This window comes from Moritella sp. JT01 (genome assembly GCF_001574435.1).
Taxonomy (GTDB): domain Bacteria; phylum Pseudomonadota; class Gammaproteobacteria; order Enterobacterales; family Moritellaceae; genus Moritella.
In genome coordinates this window covers 1-18,385 of the sequence record NZ_LOCN01000013.1, presented here as the reverse complement: position 1 = coordinate 18,385, position 18,385 = coordinate 1, and the positions used below count along the sequence as shown (strand labels likewise).

The following is an 18,385-nucleotide window of genomic DNA, read 5'->3' as shown; positions in this document are numbered from 1 at the left end:
GTCGGAGAGAATTTACATGGATAGTCTTACTCCAACATCATCACCATTAGCATCGGAGCAGCAACGCTATTTGTTGAGTATTGATAATGGAACCCAAAGTGTTCGCGCACTACTTTTTGATCACCAAGGCAATTTGATCGCCAAAGGCCAACAAGTGATCACCCCTTATTTTTCAACGCAGCCTGGTTGGGCAGAGCAGGATCCAGATTATTACTGGCTAGCCGTCAAGCAGGCCTGTGATTTACTTTGGCAAGATCTTAAACAATACCCCACGATCGATAAACAGCATATTGCTGGTATGTCGATCACGACTCAACGTGGTACGGTGATCAATCTTGATGCTGAAGGCAAACCATTACGGCCGGCGATCATCTGGTTAGATCAACGTCATGCGCAACAAGAAAGCATTCAATGGCCTTGGAACTGGTTATTTAAAATTGCCCGTGTCGAAGATATTATTCAGCGTTTTCAAGAAAAGTCACAAGCCATTTGGATCCGTCAAAATCAACCCGAAGTATGGCGAGATACATCTAAATACTTACTGTTATCAGGCTTTTTAAATTATAAGTTCACCGATAACGTGGTTGATTCAATTGGTAGCCAAGTGGGTTATATCCCGTTTGATTATAAAAAGCTGGCTTGGTTAAAAAAATCGGATTGGCGTTGGGATATGCTAGCGATAGATCCGAAAATGTTACCTAATCTGGTCGAACCTGGAGAGCTTGTTGGTCATGTCACCGAAGACGCTGCCGCCTATACAGGTATTCCAGCCGGATTACCCGTGATAGCTTCGGCATCAGACAAAGCTTGCGAAATTATCGGCTCTGGCGGCAATCGCACCAACATTGCGTGTTTAAGTTATGGTACTACCGCAACGATTAACATAACCACAGACAAATACGTAGAAGCCACACCACATTTACCGCCCTTTCCTTCCGCGATACCGCGCCACTATTCTTCAGAGGTGATGATTTATCGTGGTTTTTGGTTAATCAGTTGGTTTAAGAAAGAGTTTGGTTTACGGGAGCAACATCTCGCTGATGCCGAAGGTATTGCACCAGAAGTATTATTCGATCGCTTAGTCGCAGACATTCCAGCCGGTTCTATGGGGCTGATGTTACAACCCTATTGGACACCTGGCGCGCGCGAACCGGGACCTGAAGCTAAAGGCGGTATTATTGGTTTTGGTGATGTGCATACTCGTACCCATATTTACCGCGCGATCTTAGAAGGGCTTGCCTATGCGTTACGCGAAGGTAAAGAGCGTATCAGCAAGCGTAACAAGGTCAAAATAACCACATTGCGGGTATCAGGTGGCGGTTCTCAAAGTGATGTGGCGATGCAGTTAACGGCCAATATTTTTAATATGCCAGCAGAACGCCCACATACATTCGAAACATCGGGCTTAGGAGCTGCGATTGTTACCGCGGTTGGGCTTGGTATTTATGCTGATTTTGATCAGGCAATTGCAGCGATGACCCGAGTAAATAAAGTATTTCAACCGCAGCCAGAAATTGTGGCGACTTATGATGCGCTTTATAATCAAGTCTATTTGAAAATGTACAAACAGTTACAGCCGTTATACCAGTCTATTCGTACCATCACTGGCTACCCAAAATAGTACCGGTTATCCAAAATAGCGATGCCCTCAAATTACAGGCATAAAAAAAGCCATGGCATATGCCATGGCTTTATACTGAGATTAATCTAAAGTTAAACTTTAAATTAAGCTGCAGCTACAACTTCTAAGTTCACTGTAGCGAATACTTCGCTGTGTACTTGGATGCTGATTTCGAACGCACCAAGAGTACGTAAAGCGCCTTCAGGAAGACGAACTTCACTTTTAGCAACTTCAACACCAGCAGCAACGATCGCATCAGCGATGTCACGAGTACCGATAGAACCGAAAATCTTACCTTCGTCACCAGCTTTAGTTGCAATTACAACAGCTTCTAGAGCGTTGATTGTTGCAGCTTTAGCTTCAGCAGTTGCTTTAACAGCAGCTACGTTAGCTTCTAGTTCAGCACGACGTGCTTCGAAAGATTCTACGTTTGCTTTAGTTGCTAGAACCGCTTTACCTTTCGGTAAAAGGAAGTTACGAGCATAACCAGCTTTAACGTTAACAGTCTCGCCTAATTTACCTAATTTAGCGATCTTGTCTAATAAAATTACTTTCATTACCTTTCCTCAAATATAGAGAGTTAGTCTTGACGACCAAACAATAGCTTACTTATGTAAGTCAGTGTATGGAAGTAGAGACAAGTAACGTGCGCGTTTAATCGCACGACCAAGTTGACGTTGGTACTTAGCACGTGTGCCAGTAATACGACTTGGTACAATTTTACCGCTTTCAGTTACGTAATTTTTTAACGTAGCGATATCTTTATAATCAATCTCCGTAACACCTTCAGAAGTGAAACGACAGAATTTACGACGACGGAAAAAACGTGCCATAATGAAAATCTCCTAAAATCTTCTCAACAAATTGGATAACTAAATGTTATCCAACAAACAAATACCTATAGCTAAAACGCTATTATTTAGCAGCTGGTGCTTCTGTAGTAGTAGCAGCAGGCGCTTCACGGCGTTCTTCTTTAGCTTTAGCCATTGGAGAAGCTTCAGTAACAACACCTTTAGTACGTAGGAACATGCTACGGATAACAGCGTCGTTAAAGCGGAAGTTATTTTCTAGCTCATCAATAACATCTTGGCCAGCTTCAATGTTCATAAGAACATAGTGAGCTTTATGAAGTTTGTTGATTGGGTATGCTAATTGGCGACGACCCCAGTCTTCTAGACGGTGGATAGTACCATTTGCTTCAGTCACAACAGCGCTGTAACGCTCAATCATGCCTGTAACTTGTTCACTTTGATCTGGGTGAACCATAAATACGATTTCGTAATGACGCATCGTAAGCTCCTCACGGGTTTAATCAGCCTCGGCTCTGGCTTAGTCGGTCCATCGAGGCAAGGAACGTATAGAAAATTGACTAATTTTGAGACCGCGAATTATATAGTGTCACTCCCCACAATACAACTAGACAGCGAAGATAATCGTAAATATTTACATTTATACTTGAAGTAACTTGGGTATCATCCCTGCCTACGAAAGAATTAAGTCTAAAGCATCAATTCAAATTCATCTTTTAATTATTGATAAATAAAAGTATTAATAACAAATGCTGATTTATATTTTTATCATCAAACCGTAAAATAAAATGAATAATATGTACCATATTAAATAATGAATACGCTATAACAATAAACATTATCACGGCAACAATATACTGCCATTAACAAGGACTTGTTATGATCAAAACACTATCACCGTACATGCTATCGTGCATGTTATTAGTCTTGTTTGTTATGAGCTTTTCAAATGCTCAGCACTCGCTTGCCAGCGCATACCAACGTGGGGAATTCCATCTTCCAAATATTCTGCCGTCACAGTAGCAAACTCATAACGTTGATAATAACGCTGTAAATGAGCTTGTGCAGAAAGGTATAAATCTTGATCCGGCCATACTGATTTGGCCGCACTAATACCACGTTCAAGTAACTGATGACCAAGTCCTTGTCCACGGGCTGATGTAGCAGTGACAACACGACCAATCGCGACATCGGGGTAACTAACTCCCGCCGCTAAAATACGCAGATAAGCAAGTAACTCACCTTTCGTACTATAATGCAGAATATGACGCGTATCTGGATGCATATCTAAACCATCGATATCTTGATAAGCGCAATCTTGCTCGACAACAAAGATAGCTGCACGTAATTGCAATACATCATAGAGTTGCAAACTGGACAACTCACTAAACCGATAACACATCCAAGTCATAATCAATCCCATATACTAAAATTAAAATCACCTAACATAATAACAATATTATTTACGCTGTGAATTAAAACTTTAATTCGTAAATAAGTGCGAGTAAATCTTGATTATTACGCTAAGGATTGATTATTATCTATGTCTGAATTCCAGTTAACTCACTAATTTATAGAAGTCATATGCAACCTGAACCTTCGTCATCACGTCAATATGTTGAACTTGCCACGTTAGCTCAACGCTTCCAAGCCGCAATATTAGATAAAGTCATTTTTCCGACTGTAATGTTAGTCCCGTTTATTCTCGGTTTTGATTTACTGAATTTAAGTGCCGGTATCGATGAAAATTTCACGATTTCCTTTGCCACTCAAGTCAAAGTATCATTGCTTGAGATTCTGCTATTCATGGCGTTAAACAGTTACTTACTTAAAGAATATGGTCAGACCCTAGGTAAACGCATTGTTGGTATTGCAGTGGTCGGCGAAAATGGCCAACGCCTCAGCTTACAAGACATCATCCTCAAGCGTTACCTGCCATTTTGGGTTGTCGCTTATCTACCATTTTTTGGTTTTGTAATTACGATCAGTAATTTTTTAGCTATTTTTAGAGGTGATCAACGCCGCTGCCTACATGATGACTTAGCGAAAACATTAGTCGTGAAGATGCCAAGAGGCCGTAAAATTGCGAGTAGCGGAGTCCATGTCGGTAGTGACGGTAAAACGGAAGCGTCTGATGTAATGGATGCTTAATCGCTAGCGCATTACGCTAAATAGTGGCAGCACACGATAGTCGATAAAAACTTTAGGTGATAAAATAGAGTTAATAAAAAAGCGTCCATTGATTGGACGCTTTTTTTATATCAACTCATTGTTGTAAACCGATTGGTTAAACCGATTTACTAAGCCTATTTACTAAACCTATTCACCAAACAAGCGCGTAGGATTATTTAGCCTGACGTTGACGTACAACTTCAAACAAACAAATACCAGTCGCTACTGATACGTTCAAGCTTGAAACGCTACCCGCCATTGGGATGCTAATTAGCTCATCACAATGTTCACGCGTTAAACGACGCAGACCTTTCTCTTCCGCACCCATCGCAATAGCTAATGGGCCTGTTAGTTTAGGCTGGTATAAATCTTGTGTTGCTTCGCCCGCAGTACCTACAATCCAGATACGACGTTCTTGTAGCTCACGCATAGTACGTGCAAGGTTTGTCACGGCAATTAGTGGCACTGTTTCTGCGGCGCCACAGGCTACTTTACGCACCACAGACGTCAGTTGTACTGACTTATCTTTAGGCACGATAACAGCATGAACACCAGCCGCATCAGCACTACGTAAACAAGCACCTAGATTATGTGGGTCAGTAACGCCATCAAGAATCAATAATAATGGCTGTTGTTCTTTCTCTTCAAGACGATTAAGTAACGTATCTAGATCAGATTCGTTTAATTTCTTACCTTCTTTAACGCGCGCTAATACACCGTTATGACGGCCGCCGTCGCACTTCTTATCCAGTGTGTTACGGTTAACCAATTGCACTGCAATACCAATATCATTTAATTCTGCGATTAATGGTGTTAGACGATCATCTTCACGTCCTTTTAATGCATATACTTCAATGAAGCGCTCTGGTTCATGCTCCAATAATGATTTAACTGCATGAATACCGAAAATTAGTTCACTGCTCATTGTATCTCTCTACCTTGTCACTATTATTACTATTGCTATTACTATTTATTAGTATTTGCTTTTTGCTTTGAACGTTCAGCTCTGCCTGGGCGTGATTTAGCCTTGGCTTTTACTTTCTTCTTCGCTGGTTTAGTCTTACTTTTAGGCTTAGTCGTCTCAACAGGCGACTTACCTTGTTCAGTAGATGCATCAGCTTGCGGCTTCAACTTTGCAGCAAAGCGGGCTTTTTCTTCCGCGCTCACGACTGCATCATCATTCGTATTAAGCTTTAGCTTGTCACGTTTTTTAGCTTTAGGGTCAGATTCTTTGGCCGCTGTTGCCGGTTTACGCTTACCTGAAAATTCAGCTGGTTTACGTTTACTGCGACGGCTGTGTTGTACTGCACCCGCTATCTCAAGATCAATTTTCTTATCGTTCATGTTGATCGCTAAGACTTTCACCTCGACTTGATCACCGATGCGATATTCAACACCGCTTTTCTCGCCACGTAAGGTTTGGCGTCCGCCATCAAAGTTATAATAATCACCGCGTAAGCTAGATACATGTACCAAGCCATCGATGTTTAAGTTTTTGATACGCACAAAGAAACCAAAGTTAGTTACCGCAGCAATCACACCGTCGAATGTATCACCAAGGTGATCTTGCATATATTCACATTTCAAGAAATCGGATACATCACGCGTTGCATCATCGGCACGACGTTCTGTTAATGAGCAATGCTCACCGAGTGTCTCAACATCCGATACTTGGTAGCAATAACCGCCAGTGCTAGTCCAACGCTGGGTTAATGGCTCGCCTGCTTTAACTGCCGCTTGGTTCGCAATTTCAAACTTGATTGCTCGGTGTAATACTAAATCAGGGTAACGACGAATTGGTGACGTAAAGTGACCATATGCTGTTAATGCTAAACCAAAGTGACCGTTGTTCTCAGCTTGGTATACTGCTTGTTTCATTGAACGTAACAGCATCGTTTGGATAAGTTCTTTATCCGGACGATCTTGAATACGACTAATCAAATCAGCGTAATCGAGTGGTGTTGGTTTCAAACCACCCTTTAACTCTAAACCCGTCTCACTTAAGAAACTTCTGAAGTTAACTAACTTTTCTTCACCTGGAGTATCATGCACACGTAATAATGCAGCTGCTTTATGCTTGCTAACAAAACGTGCCGATGACACGTTCGCTAAGATCATGCATTCTTCAATCAGTTTATGCGCATCGTTACGTACAACCGGCACGATCTTATCGATTTTACGGTGTTCATTAAATACAAAACGCGTTTCTAACGTTTCGAACTCAATCGCACCACGTTCAGAACGTGCTGTTTTCAACACTTTGTACATGTTATGTAATTCGTGAAGATGTGGTACTACCGCTTGATATTCATCACGCAATTCAGTATCACCATCAAGAATGTTGGCCACTTTGGTATACGTTAAACGCGCATGTGAGTTCATCACCGCTTCGTAAAATTTATAACCAGACAAACGTCCAGCATCAGAAATGGTCATTTCACAAACCATACATAGACGGTCAACATGTGGATTTAGCGAGCATAAACCATTCGATAATACTTCTGGCAGCATAGGCACTACTTGCTCAGGGAAGTAAACCGAGTTACCACGGCCTTGTGCTTCTAAATCTAAATCAGAATTCGTTTGTACGTATGAACTTACGTCAGCAATCGCTACCCATAAACGCCAGCCACCGCTTTTTTTACGTTCACAGAATACCGCGTCATCAAAATCTCGGGCATCTTCGCCATCAATCGTTAATAACGGTAAGTCACGTAAATCAACACGATTTAATTTTGATTCTTCAGGTACTTCTGGAGACAGTTTTTCCATGTCTTCAAGAATATGTTCAGGCCATACATGGGGAATATCGTGGGTACGGATCGCTACTTGAATTTCCATACCAGGTGCCATATTTTCACCCAATATTTCAATCACTTTACCTAATGCAGGTAAGTTATAAGTCGGACGTTTTAAAATTTCAGTCACAACCATTTGACCAGCACGAGCACCAAGACGTTCTTCGTCGCTAATACGCACTTCTTGTTTAATACGGCTGTCATCCGGACGTACAAAGGCAATGCCTTTATCCAGATAAACACGACCAACAAGTTGCAGTGGTTCAGCATCTAATAAACGTACAAAACGTGCTTCTTTACGGCCTTTAAATTCTTCTTTTACAGGTTGTGCAAGAATACGATCGCCATGGAATAACGTCGACATTTGACGGATAGAGATAAATAAATCTTTACCACCATCATCAGGGCGGAAAAAGCCAAAGCCATCGCGATGACCTAATACTAGGCCTTCCAATAGATCTAAATTTTCAGGTAACTCATACGTTCTGTTACGAGCAAAAATTAACTGTCCATCACGTTCCATCGCACGTAAACGACGACGTAAAGCTTCTTCGTGTTCTTCACCTGCTAATTGTAATCCAGCAAATATTTGCTCACGATTAATCGTTTTATCAAGGCTACGAAGATAATCAAGAATAAATTCTCGACTAGGAATAGGATTGCTGTATTTTTCCTGCTCGCGCGTATGGAAAGGGTCTTTACTCATAGAAGGTCCAAATTGGTAGGTATATAGCTCGGATTATATACCCAAAGCACATTAGGATACAGTTTTGTACCCTAAGTAACTCGGTATACGAGAAGGATAGTGATAAATGAACATCGAATCGAATCGAAACTAACTCTAATTGACTATTCAGTTAGCTTTAATGCCGTTATTAATTAGTCATGCTTACTGATATTTAGCGGCATTTTTTGCTGCTGTAACCACACGCTCAGGCATTAAGTTTTCTAATTGCGCTAATAATAGGGTTAATTTTTTGTGCATCTTAACATCAGCCGTCACAGTATTATATAAATAACTGTACGCCATTTGATAATCATAAGGGCTACCGTAGCCTCGCACTAATAGCTCGGTCCATTGTATTTTCGCCGGTAGAAAACCTAATTTAGCCGATTGCTCAAATAACGGCAAAGCACGTTCAATATCTTGCTGCACAAATTTCCCTTGTACATAGTAACGACCCAGTTGTTCCAATGCCCGAGGTAGACCCTGTCTGGCGGCTTCACGCATATAATAAACACCGAGTTCGGCATTTTTATCAACACACACTCCCCAAGCTAACATGTCACCCCATAAAAATTGATACGTCGGTAGTCTCACTAATTCAGCACGCGCTTTAATATCAGCAACAAGTTGACAGTCATCTGCTCGCACCCGTTTAAGATGAGTATTTTCCGCAATGAGCTGATTAAGTTCATCATCACTATATAACTCAATCGCACTGGGATATTCGCTGAATGCAGATGCTGTTTTACCTGCTTTTTCCGCCGCAACAGCACGTTCGCCGCTGTCGGTAATACGTTGCTCTTTTTCACCAACAGGTTTGCTGAACACAACGGGCTTGGTACTTGTTTCTGCAAATACTGGCATTGCAGTAGCCAAAGACACACTCGTCGCTATGACTAATAATGCCGTTTTCACATAATGACCAATTGTCGTTAACCGAGCTGTCGGTGTTATAAGCATATCAATCAACCTAAAAGAAAATTTTCAGCGATAATAACTACTGTGGTAATAGTTATATCGACCGACGTGTCGTTTTCTTAAATAAAAAAGCCCAAGTTAAAAATAACTTGGGCTTCAATTGTCATCATCTTTAACCTAACAGGCTAAGTGTAATGATTAACCAGCAACGAATTCTTCACCTAATGTGATGTTCGCTTTTAGTTCTTCTAACATCGCATCGCGTGCGTTCGCTTCAAATTCGCTTAAGTCACCGTATGCTAATACTTCTTCAACGCCGTTTTTACCTAGTAGTACAGGTTGTGCGAAGAATGTTGCGTGCTCAGAACCACCGTCAACATAAGTACATTCAACGATACCTTTTTCGCCTTGTAATGCGCGAACAAGAGAAAGACCGAAACGCGCAGCTGCTTGACCCATAGAAAGTGTCGCAGAACCGCCACCCGCTTTAGCTTCAACAACTTCAGTACCAGCGTTTTGAATACGTGCTGTTAATGCCACAACTTCTTCAGCAGTAAATTCAACGCCTTTAACTTGAGAAAGTAGCGGCAGAATTGTTACACCTGAATGACCACCGATAACCGGTACTTCAACGTCAGCAAGTGAAATGCCTTTAAGCGCACTAACGAAAGTTTCAGAACGGATAACATCCAGTGTCGTAATACCGAATAGTTTACGCTTATCGTAAACACCCGCTTGCTTAAGTACTTCAGCAGCGATTGGCACAGTCGTGTTCACTGGGTTAGTAATAATACCGATACATGCGTTTGGACATACTTCAGCACATTTAGCTGCTAAGTTTTTGATAATGCCAGCATTGATATTGAATAGATCTGAACGGTCCATGCCTGGCTTACGAGCAACACCCGCAGAGATAAGTACCACGTCAGCACCAACAAGTGCTTCAGTAGGATCTGTACCAGCAAAACCAGCAATAGTAACGTCTGTAGGGATATGGCTTAAATCAACAGCAACACCTGGAGTTACTGGTGCGATATCATAAAGTGATAAATCAGAACCAGCAGGTAGTTGAGTTTTCAAAAGTAGGGCTAAAGCTTGACCGATACCACCAGCAGCACCTAATACAGCAACTTTCATAGACGTCTCCATTATCTTAATTGTTTATGTAGAATACAATATTCACACATTCCTTTAATCACTGCTACCTTACTGCAACATTGACTAAAAAACAATTAACAACACGAATATGCACGGTAAATAAATGAATGACGCATGGGTTTTAAGAGTTTCGCTTTCTATCTATTAGCGATTCACTTTCAGGTGAAATAATACAATTTACTCACTGATATCGGTATCAATAACGATATCAGTGAGTAAGTAACGCAGAAGTTAAGATTGGAACGCGAGCGCTTTTTTCTCTAACTGTTTAAAGATCAATACCAAGATACCATTCATGCCTAAGTAGATAATACCCGCAGCAGAAAAGGCCATTAATGCATCATAGGTTTGACCATTGATTTGATTGGCATAACCCATCACATCCATAATCGTGATCGAGCTGGCTAATGATGTACCTTTGAGTACCAAGATCACTTCATTAGAATAAGACGGTAATACACGGCGTATCGCATGGGGCACAATAACCGCCAGGGTTTGCCAACGGTTCATACCCAGCGCATTACAGGCATCCCATTCGCCACGTGGTACCGATTCAATCGCGCCTTTAAAAAGTAGCGATGAATACGCTGCCGTATTAAACGATAACGCAATGATGGCGCAAACCTTAGCCTGGCGCAGGTAATCCCATAAGAAGCTGTCTTTGATCCACTCAAACTGGGACGGCCCACTGTATACCAAGAAAATTTGGATCAATAACGGGGTACCGGTAAAGACCAAAATAATAGCCCGAGCTAATAAGTTTAGCCCCGGGATCTTATTGATCATCGCCAACGTTAACAACACCGCAATCATAGACCCAAACAATAAGCTGAAAAAGGTAATTTCAAGGGTGGTACTCAAGCCATTAAATAATAACCAGAAGTGATCTAAGGTCATTTTGCAACTCCAACATCAAAACGGTTAATGTAACGATCAAGGTGCTTTAACATCCACTGACTAATCAGGGTGATAATCAGGTAAATAGTCGCGGCGGCAACTAAGAAGGTAAATGGTTTGTAAGTGCTACCTGATAATAAGTCGGCTTGCTTCATCAGGTCCGTTACCCCAATCAAAGATACTAACGCAGTATCTTTTAGCAGTACCATCCACTGATTGCCTAAACCCGGCAGTGCTAAACGCCATGCTTGCGGTAAGGTAATACGCAGGAAACAACGCACTGGCCCCATACCAAGTGCTTGCGCGCCTTGTTGCTGGCCTTTTGGTACCGATTGAATTGCCGCACGTAACGTTTGCGAAGCATAAGAAGCAAAGATAAGCGACAGTGCCACCACACCACTCCAAAACGGACTGATATCATAAAATTCATCGGTTAATAGAAATAGGATATGCGTACCACCGAAGAAAATGAAAAATACGATCAATATCTCAGGTAAACCACGTAATACAGTAACAAATAAGCTAATCGGCTTGGCAATAAGTGGGTTCTTTTGCATTTCTGCAACACAAAATAAAATAGCGAGAACCAAGCCAACCAACAATGATGTTAGCGCGAGGCCAAGGGTGATTTTTGTTGCATCCAATAATAATTGAAGCTGCAAAAGATCCATAAAAACTCCGGACGTAAAAACAAAAAGTGCCCCTAAAAGGCACTTTAAAATAAATTATCTCGTTACCACAATAACGGGTCTATTATGCCCTGATATTGCAATGCAACTCAGGTCGAGATTAAACACTGTTATCTATTATTTAGCAAAGTATGTTGCGTAAATCTTATCGTAGGTGCCGTTCGCTTTAATCGTTTGTAAACCTTTGTTCAATTTAGCTAATAATTCAGTATTACCTTTACGTACTGCAATAGCAAAACCAGCACCAAAGTATTTCGCATCAGTCACGGCTTTACCGACTGTTTCGTAGTTACCACCGCTGTGCTTAGTTAACCAATCGTGCGCCACTGCAGAGTCTGCAAATACACCATTGATACGACCATTTTTAAGGTCTAAAAACGCTTTTTGGTATGATGGGAAGTTAAGTAGCAATACTTTTTCATCTGCGTAAGTATCTATCATGTAAGCTTGGTGTGATGTACCATTTTGTACACCCACAGCTTTACCTGCTAAATCAGCAACAATATTGTATTTGCCTTTTTCAGCCACTAGTACCGCTGAATTCTCATAATAGACATCAGAAAAATCAACTTGTTTTTGACGTGCTGGCGTTACGTCCATTGCTGCAATTGCCGCATCATAACGACGGAACTTTAGGCTTGGGATCAAACTATCAAATGACTGGTTAGCAAAACTACACTCAGCTTTTAATTCAGTACAAACTGCGCGGGCGATATCAATATCAAAACCTTGGAATTCGTTGTTTTCATCCATCATTTCAAATGGAGGATACGTCGCTTCAGTGACAAATTTTATTTGTTCTGCCGCTGTTACTTGTGCTGCAGCTGAAGTTAGAATTAATGCTGTAAGTAATTTTTTCATTTGGTACGACCTTATTCCTAATGTTTAAAATAATTTGTAAACTAATGCTTTAAGTAATTTGTAAACTGTGGCGTTTGTGGTTTCTGGAAGTGCTCAGCACCACCAAATTCAACAATTTCACCGTTTTCAAGATAACAAACCTGACTAGCGACTTTACGTGCGAAGTCCACTTCGTGCGTAACAACAACTTGCGTAATACCTGTGATGGCTAATGATTTAATGATTTCAGCCACTTGATTAGTTACCTCTGGATCTAACGCCGCAGTCGGTTCATCAAATAACAATACTTCTGGTTTCATCATTAAAGCACGTGCAATCGCGACACGTTGCTGTTGACCACCTGATAAGGCTAATGGAAATACATCGGCTTTATCCGTTAGTTGTAATTGCTCAAGGATCTTCATGGCCTCTTCACGAGCGTGTTGTTTTGTTTGTTTTAAAATATTAACGGGTGCTTCAATTAAGTTATCCATCACAGACATATGCGGCCATAGGTTGTATTGTTGAAATACCATGCCTACTTTCTGTCTTAGCATCTGGCTACGTTTAGCTAATGTTTTATCATTAAGTGTGCCAGAAAAATCAAATGTTTCACCGGCAATACTGATAGAGCCATTATCTGGCGTATCAAGTAAATTAAGTACGCGCAATAGAGAGCTCTTACCGGCACCACTTGGACCAAGTAGCACTAAGGTCTCGCCTTTCGCACATTTAAGGTCGATGTTTTGTAATACATCAAGTTGACCCCAAGATTTACAGATGTTTTTTAGTTCGATGCTCATAATGGTAACTGAATATAATTGCACTAGATACGAATATAATAACCGAATAAACTTCAAGATCAACATAAATATTCACTTTTATTCGGTTTTTATGCATACTAGCCACATTAACCAAATAAACTAGATAAAATATAGCCTGCTGGTATCATATGCATAATTATTCAGTTCATCGCTTCATTGCATTAATAACTTAGTAGCGAACTTTATAAATGAACGATAAAATTAGTGACGGTATCATTATATAACCACATTGATTTTAAGATTAGCAATCTTGAATTATAGATGAATCAACTGACATGGTAACAAGTATGAGTGAAAAACAAGATCAGTTAGTAAAAGCATTTAAAGGATTATTAAAAGAAGAGCACCTGGGTTCACAAGGTGACATTGTAGATGCGCTTAAAGAACAAGGGTTTGACAGCGTAAATCAATCGAAAGTATCAAGAATGCTGAGCAAATTTGGTGCTGTACGCACACGCAATGCCAAAGATGAAATGGTTTATTGCCTACCTGCTGAGTTAGGTGTGCCAACGATTAGCAGCCAATTAAAAAGCTTAGTATTAGATATTACCCATAATGAATGTCTGATTGTGATCCAAACTAGCCCAGGCTCGGCACAATTGATCGCACGTTTATTAGATTCATTAGGACGTACCGAAGGTATTTTGGGGACAATTGCAGGCGATGATACTATTTTCATCACCCCGACTAGCACCACGATTATTGCAGAAGTAGATAGTGCAGTAAAAGAGTTGTTTGAATATCTGTAATCAGCGTATTAATGTTTGGCGCAGCGACGATTCGCACGCCAAAAATTACTATCATTAATCAGTTAATCAGTTAATCAGTTAATCGCGATCAAATAACACCAGATCATGATTTTCAACGGTTACATTCACCACATCACCGATGACCATTGGCTGCTGCATTGATACCGATAACGCCATGTTGTTATCTATTAAAGTGATAGTACAATGTGTGGTCATCCCTAAGAACTGTTGTTGACTGATCGCTGCCATCCCCCGCTCTACGAGCGCTAATTTTAACTGCTGAGGTCGAAGAGCTAACAGTTTTTGTTCACCAACAGCCACGCTTAACTTGTGCTGACTGCGAATAACACCTAATGCTGTTTGTACACTATAGTCATCAACGACCACTGCATCTAAATAATTAACCTTGCCTAAGAAGTCTGCAACAAAGCGTGTCGCAGGTTGGTTATATAGCTCGCTTGGTGTCCCTAACTGCTCAATCTTACCTTGATGGAAAACAGCTAAACGGTCGGCAAAAGCAAACGCTTCTTCTTTACTGTGGGTAACAAAGATAGCGCTCATGTTGTGCGATTTAAGTAAACCGCGCATCTCTTCAATCAAGTGATGACGAACCTGACTATCAATATTAGAAAAAGGTTCATCCAGTAATAACAACTCTGGCGAACTTGCCAACGCCCGCGCAATCGCAACACGTTGCTGTTGACCACCCGATAACTGATGCGGATAACGGTCAGCGAATTCGGTCAGATTAACAAGCTTAAGCACATAATCCAGTTTCTCTTTTTGTTTAGTTTTACTTTGTTTATGCAAACTAAACACGACATTGTCAGTCACTGTTAAATGTGGAAATAACGCATAATCCTGAAAGATCATACCGACATTACGTTTTTCTGGTGCCAGATTAAATTCACCATTATCAACGATATTACCGTTAATTTCGATGCTACCTTGCGTGGGTGGTAATAACCCTGCGATCAATTTTAACGTTGTCGTTTTACCACAACCACTTGGGCCTAATAAACACAGAATTTCGTTTTTACCTAAATTCAGATCAAGCCCCGTTAAAATATCGACGCCTGCATAACTACAATGCAGATCAGAAATACGTAAAGCAGATGAAGAAGATGTCATCAGTGCTGTTGCTCCAAAGAACGGTTCAAGAAAATAAGCGGGATTAATCCAACTAACACAATCACAATGGCCGCTAATGCAGCCTGCTCTAACATTTCATCAGAAGCAAACTGAAACACGTAAGTCGCTAGCGTTTCATAGTTAAATGGACGTAATAGCAACGCGGTTGGTAATTCCTTCATAGATTCAATAAATACTAACAGGAATGCAGCCAAAACCCCTTTCCGGATCAAGGGAATATGCACTTTTCGGATCATACTGTGCGGGCTATGCCCTAAGGTTCGCGTGACCATATCTAATGACGGCGATATTTTATCAATACTACTTTCAATAGAGCCAACCGCAATCGCCGAAAAACGGATAAGATAAGCAAAAACAAGTGCAAAACTCGTACCGGTAAAGACCAGTCCCGGCGTCCAATCCCATAATAATTCAGTTAAATCATTTAATAAGAAGTCTGCCGACGTCAGCGGAATAATAATACCAATAGCCAATACCGTACCGGGTAATGCATAACCCATGGTGCTGATACGTGCAGGAATAGTCGCATATTTAGAACCGACTAAACGACGGTATAAACCCAATAATATCGCACAAAGAACCGCTAAGCCGGCCACCACAACCGCAAGAATTAAGCTGTTTGCACTGTATTGGAAGAACTCCTCGGTCCAAGATTCAGCAAAATAATGCCATGCATAATTCACTAATACCGCAAACGGCAATAAGAAACCAGCAAACACTAATAACCAACACCAAACCATCGCCAGCAACTTGGCACAGCCCGTTAACTGATAACGCACCTCTTGCTCATGTAACATGCTTTTTTGAAATACTTGTTGCTTACGGCGTGCAAAGCGCTCTAAACCGACAAACAATAAGATCACCGATAACGTCATTACCGATAACTGCGCCGCTGCCGTTAAACTACCGTGACCAATCCAAGTATCATACACCGCTGTCGTTAACGTATTTACCGCGAAATAATTCACCGTCGCAAAATCGGCGACAGTCTCCATCGCGATAAGCGATAAACCGACAGCAATTGCAGGACGCGCAAGGGGTAATGACACTCGAATGCAGCTCGACAATGCCGAACTGCCAAGTACACGACTGGCTTGAATAAGACTGGTTGATTGTTCCAGAAATGAAGTACGAGCTAATAAATAAAGATAAGGATATAACACCAGCGCTAACACAGTCGCAGCACCCGGTATTGTTCGGATATCAAAGAACCAATAATCACTGGCACTCTGCCAGCCAAACAGTCCGCGTAAGGCAATTTGTACCGGCCCAGCATAATCAAACATGTCAGTATAAATATAGGCAACAATATAAGCGGGCATAGCCATTGGTAGCATCAATGCCCATTGTAAACTTTTACGTCCTGGAAAATTACACATAGCAATAAGCCAAGCGGCAGGTAATGCGATGATGCTACTGATTAAACAAACAAGGAAAACAAGTGCGAGGGTATTTTGAACATAGTCGAGAAGTACAGTATCAATAAGGTGTTGAAAAACATCTGCACTGGGGCCAATTGCCTGATAAAACAACGCGGCAATAGGTAGCGCTAACATGATCGCAATAAACCAACTACTAGAATGCCAAGAAAAGGCTAACTTATGATTCATGAACGGAAAAATAACTCCTGTTTAGATACGCGAAAAGGCTGGTCAGTTACGAAGTAACTATACCAACCTTTAAATCAGTCTGTTAACAACTAAATCAGTCGTAACATTCACTGTTAACCCAATGTATTATAGGGCTATACGCTATTCTACAAGTCGAATTTAACTTCATCAAGTAGTCTTAGTGCAGCTTTACGATGTTTTGCAATCTCTGCTACAGGCATGTAGTCAGCATTGAACTCACCCCAAGATGAAACTAGCTCAGATGCTTTGATACCCGCTTTAACTGGGTATTCCATGTTAACTTCAGCATACATTTGTTGTGCTTTCGCGCCGGACAGGTATTCCATCAGTTTAACTGCGTTACCTTTGTTCGGTGCGTATTTCGCTAATACCATACCAGAAACGTTTACATGCGCGCCGTGGTTTTCTTGATTAGGGAAGTTAATGTTAACAGATTCAGCCCAAGCAACTTGTTTTGGATCTTTTAACATTTTGCCTAGGTAGTAGCTATTACCAAGCGCAACAGTACAAACGCCTTCTTTAATCGCTTTAACTTGCGCACGATCGTTACCTTGTGGTTTACGTGCTAAGTTAGCTTTAACACCTTCTAACCATACTTTTGCTTCAGCTTCACCGTGATGCGAGATCATTGATGAGATAAGTGCTACGTTGTATGGGTGTTTACCTGAACGCGTACAGATTTGACCTTTATATTTAGGGTCTGCAAGTTCTTCATAAGTGATGTTAGCAACGTCGCCATAAACTTCACGTGAAGTATAGATATTACGTACACGTGTTGTTAGTGCAAACCATTCGCCATCTGGGTCACGGTATTGCGCTGGAATGTTATCTTCTAATACATCGCTTGATACAGGCTGAGTAACGCCGCTATCAACAGCTTCAACTAAACGGCTGATATCAGTTGTTAATAATAGATCGGCTTTTGATAAACGACCTTCACGTTTCATTCTATCTGCAAGTCCTTTCTTCGCAAATACAATGTTCACCTTTACACCAGTATCTTTCGTGTATTGTTCAAGGATCGGATTAAGCAAATTCGCTTGGCGATTTGAATAAATATTAACTTCTTCACTAGCAAAAGCAGTAGCGCTCATTAGTGACGTTGTTAATGCCAAAGCAGATAAACCAAATATTCCCTTTTTCATCCTTACCTCTAAATACGAATTGTTTACATTATGGAATGGAGTCTATAAGAATCACGCAGCTAGTACAAGTCTAAATGATAACAATTATCACAAAGATTTAATCTAGTTCACACAGGTCGTCACATTTAAGGTATATAAGAAAACGAGGTTGAAGCTCCCCCACCTCGCTTCGCGCCCGACAAGTCGGGGAAGGAAGGGGGATTCTTGTCGTCAACGGCTTAAGCATTGCAATATTAAATTGCGTTAGTCTTCCAA

18 protein-coding genes are annotated in these 18,385 nt (G+C 41.0%); 3 read left to right on the top strand and 15 right to left on the bottom strand.

All coding sequences use genetic code 11. The features are described from left to right. The first annotated feature begins 16 nt into the window (after window positions 1-16). Window positions 17-1,621, top strand: coding sequence for an FGGY-family carbohydrate kinase (locus AKG98_RS12280; protein WP_067046118.1), 1,605 nt, complete (start codon window positions 17-19; stop codon window positions 1,619-1,621). A 104-nt stretch (window positions 1,622-1,725) separates the two neighbouring features. On the opposite strand, the gene rplI is transcribed toward AKG98_RS12280, so the two are convergent. From rplI to AKG98_RS12260, 4 genes are all read right to left on the bottom strand, one after another. Further along, window positions 1,726-2,178, bottom strand: a complete 453-nt coding sequence (gene rplI / locus AKG98_RS12275) for a 50S ribosomal protein L9 (RefSeq protein ID WP_067046116.1) — start codon at window positions 2,176-2,178, stop codon at window positions 1,726-1,728. 48 nt (window positions 2,179-2,226) lie between these two features. Continuing rightward, on the bottom strand, window positions 2,227-2,454 hold the full coding sequence (gene rpsR / locus AKG98_RS12270) for a 30S ribosomal protein S18 (protein ID WP_006030173.1): 228 nt from the start codon (window positions 2,452-2,454) through the stop codon (window positions 2,227-2,229). Window positions 2,455-2,536: 82 nt separating this feature from the next. After that, a complete protein-coding gene (gene rpsF / locus AKG98_RS12265; protein WP_067046114.1) occupies window positions 2,537-2,911 on the bottom strand; it encodes a 30S ribosomal protein S6 in 375 nt (124 codons plus the stop codon). A 453-nt stretch (window positions 2,912-3,364) separates the two neighbouring features. Beyond that, complete coding sequence (locus AKG98_RS12260; RefSeq protein ID WP_083543957.1) at window positions 3,365-3,841, bottom strand: GNAT family N-acetyltransferase; 477 nt, start codon at window positions 3,839-3,841, stop codon at window positions 3,365-3,367. A 173-nt stretch (window positions 3,842-4,014) separates the two neighbouring features. Between AKG98_RS12260 and AKG98_RS12255 the strand changes: the two genes are divergently transcribed. Next, entirely contained in the window at window positions 4,015-4,581 is a 567-nt protein-coding gene (locus AKG98_RS12255) for an RDD family protein (protein WP_067046112.1), read from the top strand. Window positions 4,582-4,774: 193 nt separating this feature from the next. Here the strand turns inward: AKG98_RS12255 and rlmB are convergent, their stop codons facing one another. The 8 genes from rlmB to artP all read right to left on the bottom strand — a co-directional run bounded on the left by rlmB (window position 4,775) and on the right by artP (window position 13,432). Beyond that, window positions 4,775-5,527, bottom strand: coding sequence for a 23S rRNA (guanosine(2251)-2'-O)-methyltransferase RlmB (gene rlmB / locus AKG98_RS12250; protein ID WP_067046110.1), 753 nt, complete (start codon window positions 5,525-5,527; stop codon window positions 4,775-4,777). A gap of 41 nt (window positions 5,528-5,568) precedes the next feature. Further along, a complete protein-coding gene (gene rnr / locus AKG98_RS12245) occupies window positions 5,569-8,106 on the bottom strand; it encodes a ribonuclease R (RefSeq protein WP_067046108.1) in 2,538 nt (845 codons plus the stop codon). A 183-nt stretch (window positions 8,107-8,289) separates the two neighbouring features. After that, window positions 8,290-9,087, bottom strand: coding sequence for a tetratricopeptide repeat protein (locus AKG98_RS12240; RefSeq protein ID WP_067046107.1), 798 nt, complete (start codon window positions 9,085-9,087; stop codon window positions 8,290-8,292). Window positions 9,088-9,243: 156 nt separating this feature from the next. Continuing rightward, a complete protein-coding gene (gene mdh, locus AKG98_RS12235; protein WP_067046105.1) occupies window positions 9,244-10,182 on the bottom strand; it encodes a malate dehydrogenase in 939 nt (312 codons plus the stop codon). 252 nt (window positions 10,183-10,434) lie between these two features. Beyond that, window positions 10,435-11,100, bottom strand: coding sequence for an arginine ABC transporter permease ArtM (gene artM / locus AKG98_RS12230; protein ID WP_067046103.1), 666 nt, complete (start codon window positions 11,098-11,100; stop codon window positions 10,435-10,437). Then, window positions 11,097-11,771, bottom strand: a complete 675-nt coding sequence (gene artQ / locus AKG98_RS12225; protein WP_067046101.1) for an arginine ABC transporter permease ArtQ — start codon at window positions 11,769-11,771, stop codon at window positions 11,097-11,099. Before artQ ends, artM begins: the two co-directional genes overlap by 4 nt. 135 nt (window positions 11,772-11,906) lie before the next feature. Next, window positions 11,907-12,650, bottom strand: a complete 744-nt coding sequence (locus AKG98_RS12220; protein WP_067046099.1) for a transporter substrate-binding domain-containing protein — start codon at window positions 12,648-12,650, stop codon at window positions 11,907-11,909. Window positions 12,651-12,691: 41 nt separating this feature from the next. Next, window positions 12,692-13,432 carry an arginine ABC transporter ATP-binding protein ArtP gene (artP, locus tag AKG98_RS12215; RefSeq protein WP_067046175.1) on the bottom strand — a complete coding sequence of 247 codons (741 nt, stop codon included), beginning with the start codon at window positions 13,430-13,432 and terminating at the stop codon, window positions 12,692-12,694. 308 nt (window positions 13,433-13,740) lie between these two features. Between artP and argR the strand changes: the two genes are divergently transcribed. Further along, a complete protein-coding gene (gene argR, locus AKG98_RS12210; protein ID WP_067046097.1) occupies window positions 13,741-14,202 on the top strand; it encodes a transcriptional regulator ArgR in 462 nt (153 codons plus the stop codon). 78 nt (window positions 14,203-14,280) lie between these two features. Here the strand turns inward: argR and AKG98_RS12205 are convergent, their stop codons facing one another. The 3 genes from AKG98_RS12205 to AKG98_RS12195 form a co-directional block, all read right to left on the bottom strand. After that, window positions 14,281-15,333 (bottom strand): ABC transporter ATP-binding protein, encoded by a 1,053-nt coding sequence (locus AKG98_RS12205; RefSeq protein WP_369814925.1) that lies wholly within the window; start codon window positions 15,331-15,333, stop codon window positions 14,281-14,283. Continuing rightward, window positions 15,333-16,964 carry an iron ABC transporter permease gene (locus tag AKG98_RS12200; protein WP_067046093.1) on the bottom strand — a complete coding sequence of 544 codons (1,632 nt, stop codon included), beginning with the start codon at window positions 16,962-16,964 and terminating at the stop codon, window positions 15,333-15,335. The genes AKG98_RS12205 and AKG98_RS12200 overlap by 1 nt, the downstream gene beginning before the upstream one ends. Window positions 16,965-17,110: 146 nt before the next feature. Beyond that, window positions 17,111-18,130, bottom strand: coding sequence for a Fe(3+) ABC transporter substrate-binding protein (locus AKG98_RS12195; RefSeq protein WP_067046091.1), 1,020 nt, complete (start codon window positions 18,128-18,130; stop codon window positions 17,111-17,113). Window positions 18,131-18,385 lie beyond the last annotated feature (255 nt).

What these genes read in the sequence shown, in the direction of transcription:
- AKG98_RS12280 (WP_067046118.1), top strand. Translation starts at nt 17, where the DNA reads ATGGATAGTCTTACTCCAACATCATCACCATTAGCATCGGAGCAGCAA.
- rplI (WP_067046116.1), bottom strand. Translation starts at nt 2,178, where the DNA reads ATGAAAGTAATTTTATTAGACAAGATCGCTAAATTAGGTAAATTAGGC.
- rpsR (WP_006030173.1), bottom strand. Translation starts at nt 2,454, where the DNA reads ATGGCACGTTTTTTCCGTCGTCGTAAATTCTGTCGTTTCACTTCTGAA.
- rpsF (WP_067046114.1), bottom strand. Translation starts at nt 2,911, where the DNA reads ATGCGTCATTACGAAATCGTATTTATGGTTCACCCAGATCAAAGTGAA.
- AKG98_RS12260 (WP_083543957.1), bottom strand. Translation starts at nt 3,841, where the DNA reads ATGACTTGGATGTGTTATCGGTTTAGTGAGTTGTCCAGTTTGCAACTC.
- AKG98_RS12255 (WP_067046112.1), top strand. Translation starts at nt 4,015, where the DNA reads ATGCAACCTGAACCTTCGTCATCACGTCAATATGTTGAACTTGCCACG.
- rlmB (WP_067046110.1), bottom strand. Translation starts at nt 5,527, where the DNA reads ATGAGCAGTGAACTAATTTTCGGTATTCATGCAGTTAAATCATTATTG.
- rnr (WP_067046108.1), bottom strand. Translation starts at nt 8,106, where the DNA reads ATGAGTAAAGACCCTTTCCATACGCGCGAGCAGGAAAAATACAGCAAT.
- AKG98_RS12240 (WP_067046107.1), bottom strand. Translation starts at nt 9,087, where the DNA reads ATGCTTATAACACCGACAGCTCGGTTAACGACAATTGGTCATTATGTG.
- mdh (WP_067046105.1), bottom strand. Translation starts at nt 10,182, where the DNA reads ATGAAAGTTGCTGTATTAGGTGCTGCTGGTGGTATCGGTCAAGCTTTA.
- artM (WP_067046103.1), bottom strand. Translation starts at nt 11,100, where the DNA reads ATGACCTTAGATCACTTCTGGTTATTATTTAATGGCTTGAGTACCACC.
- artQ (WP_067046101.1), bottom strand. Translation starts at nt 11,771, where the DNA reads ATGGATCTTTTGCAGCTTCAATTATTATTGGATGCAACAAAAATCACC.
- AKG98_RS12220 (WP_067046099.1), bottom strand. Translation starts at nt 12,650, where the DNA reads ATGAAAAAATTACTTACAGCATTAATTCTAACTTCAGCTGCAGCACAA.
- artP (WP_067046175.1), bottom strand. Translation starts at nt 13,432, where the DNA reads ATGAGCATCGAACTAAAAAACATCTGTAAATCTTGGGGTCAACTTGAT.
- argR (WP_067046097.1), top strand. Translation starts at nt 13,741, where the DNA reads ATGAGTGAAAAACAAGATCAGTTAGTAAAAGCATTTAAAGGATTATTA.
- AKG98_RS12205 (WP_369814925.1), bottom strand. Translation starts at nt 15,333, where the DNA reads ATGACATCTTCTTCATCTGCTTTACGTATTTCTGATCTGCATTGTAGT.
- AKG98_RS12200 (WP_067046093.1), bottom strand. Translation starts at nt 16,964, where the DNA reads ATGAATCATAAGTTAGCCTTTTCTTGGCATTCTAGTAGTTGGTTTATT.
- AKG98_RS12195 (WP_067046091.1), bottom strand. Translation starts at nt 18,130, where the DNA reads ATGAAAAAGGGAATATTTGGTTTATCTGCTTTGGCATTAACAACGTCA.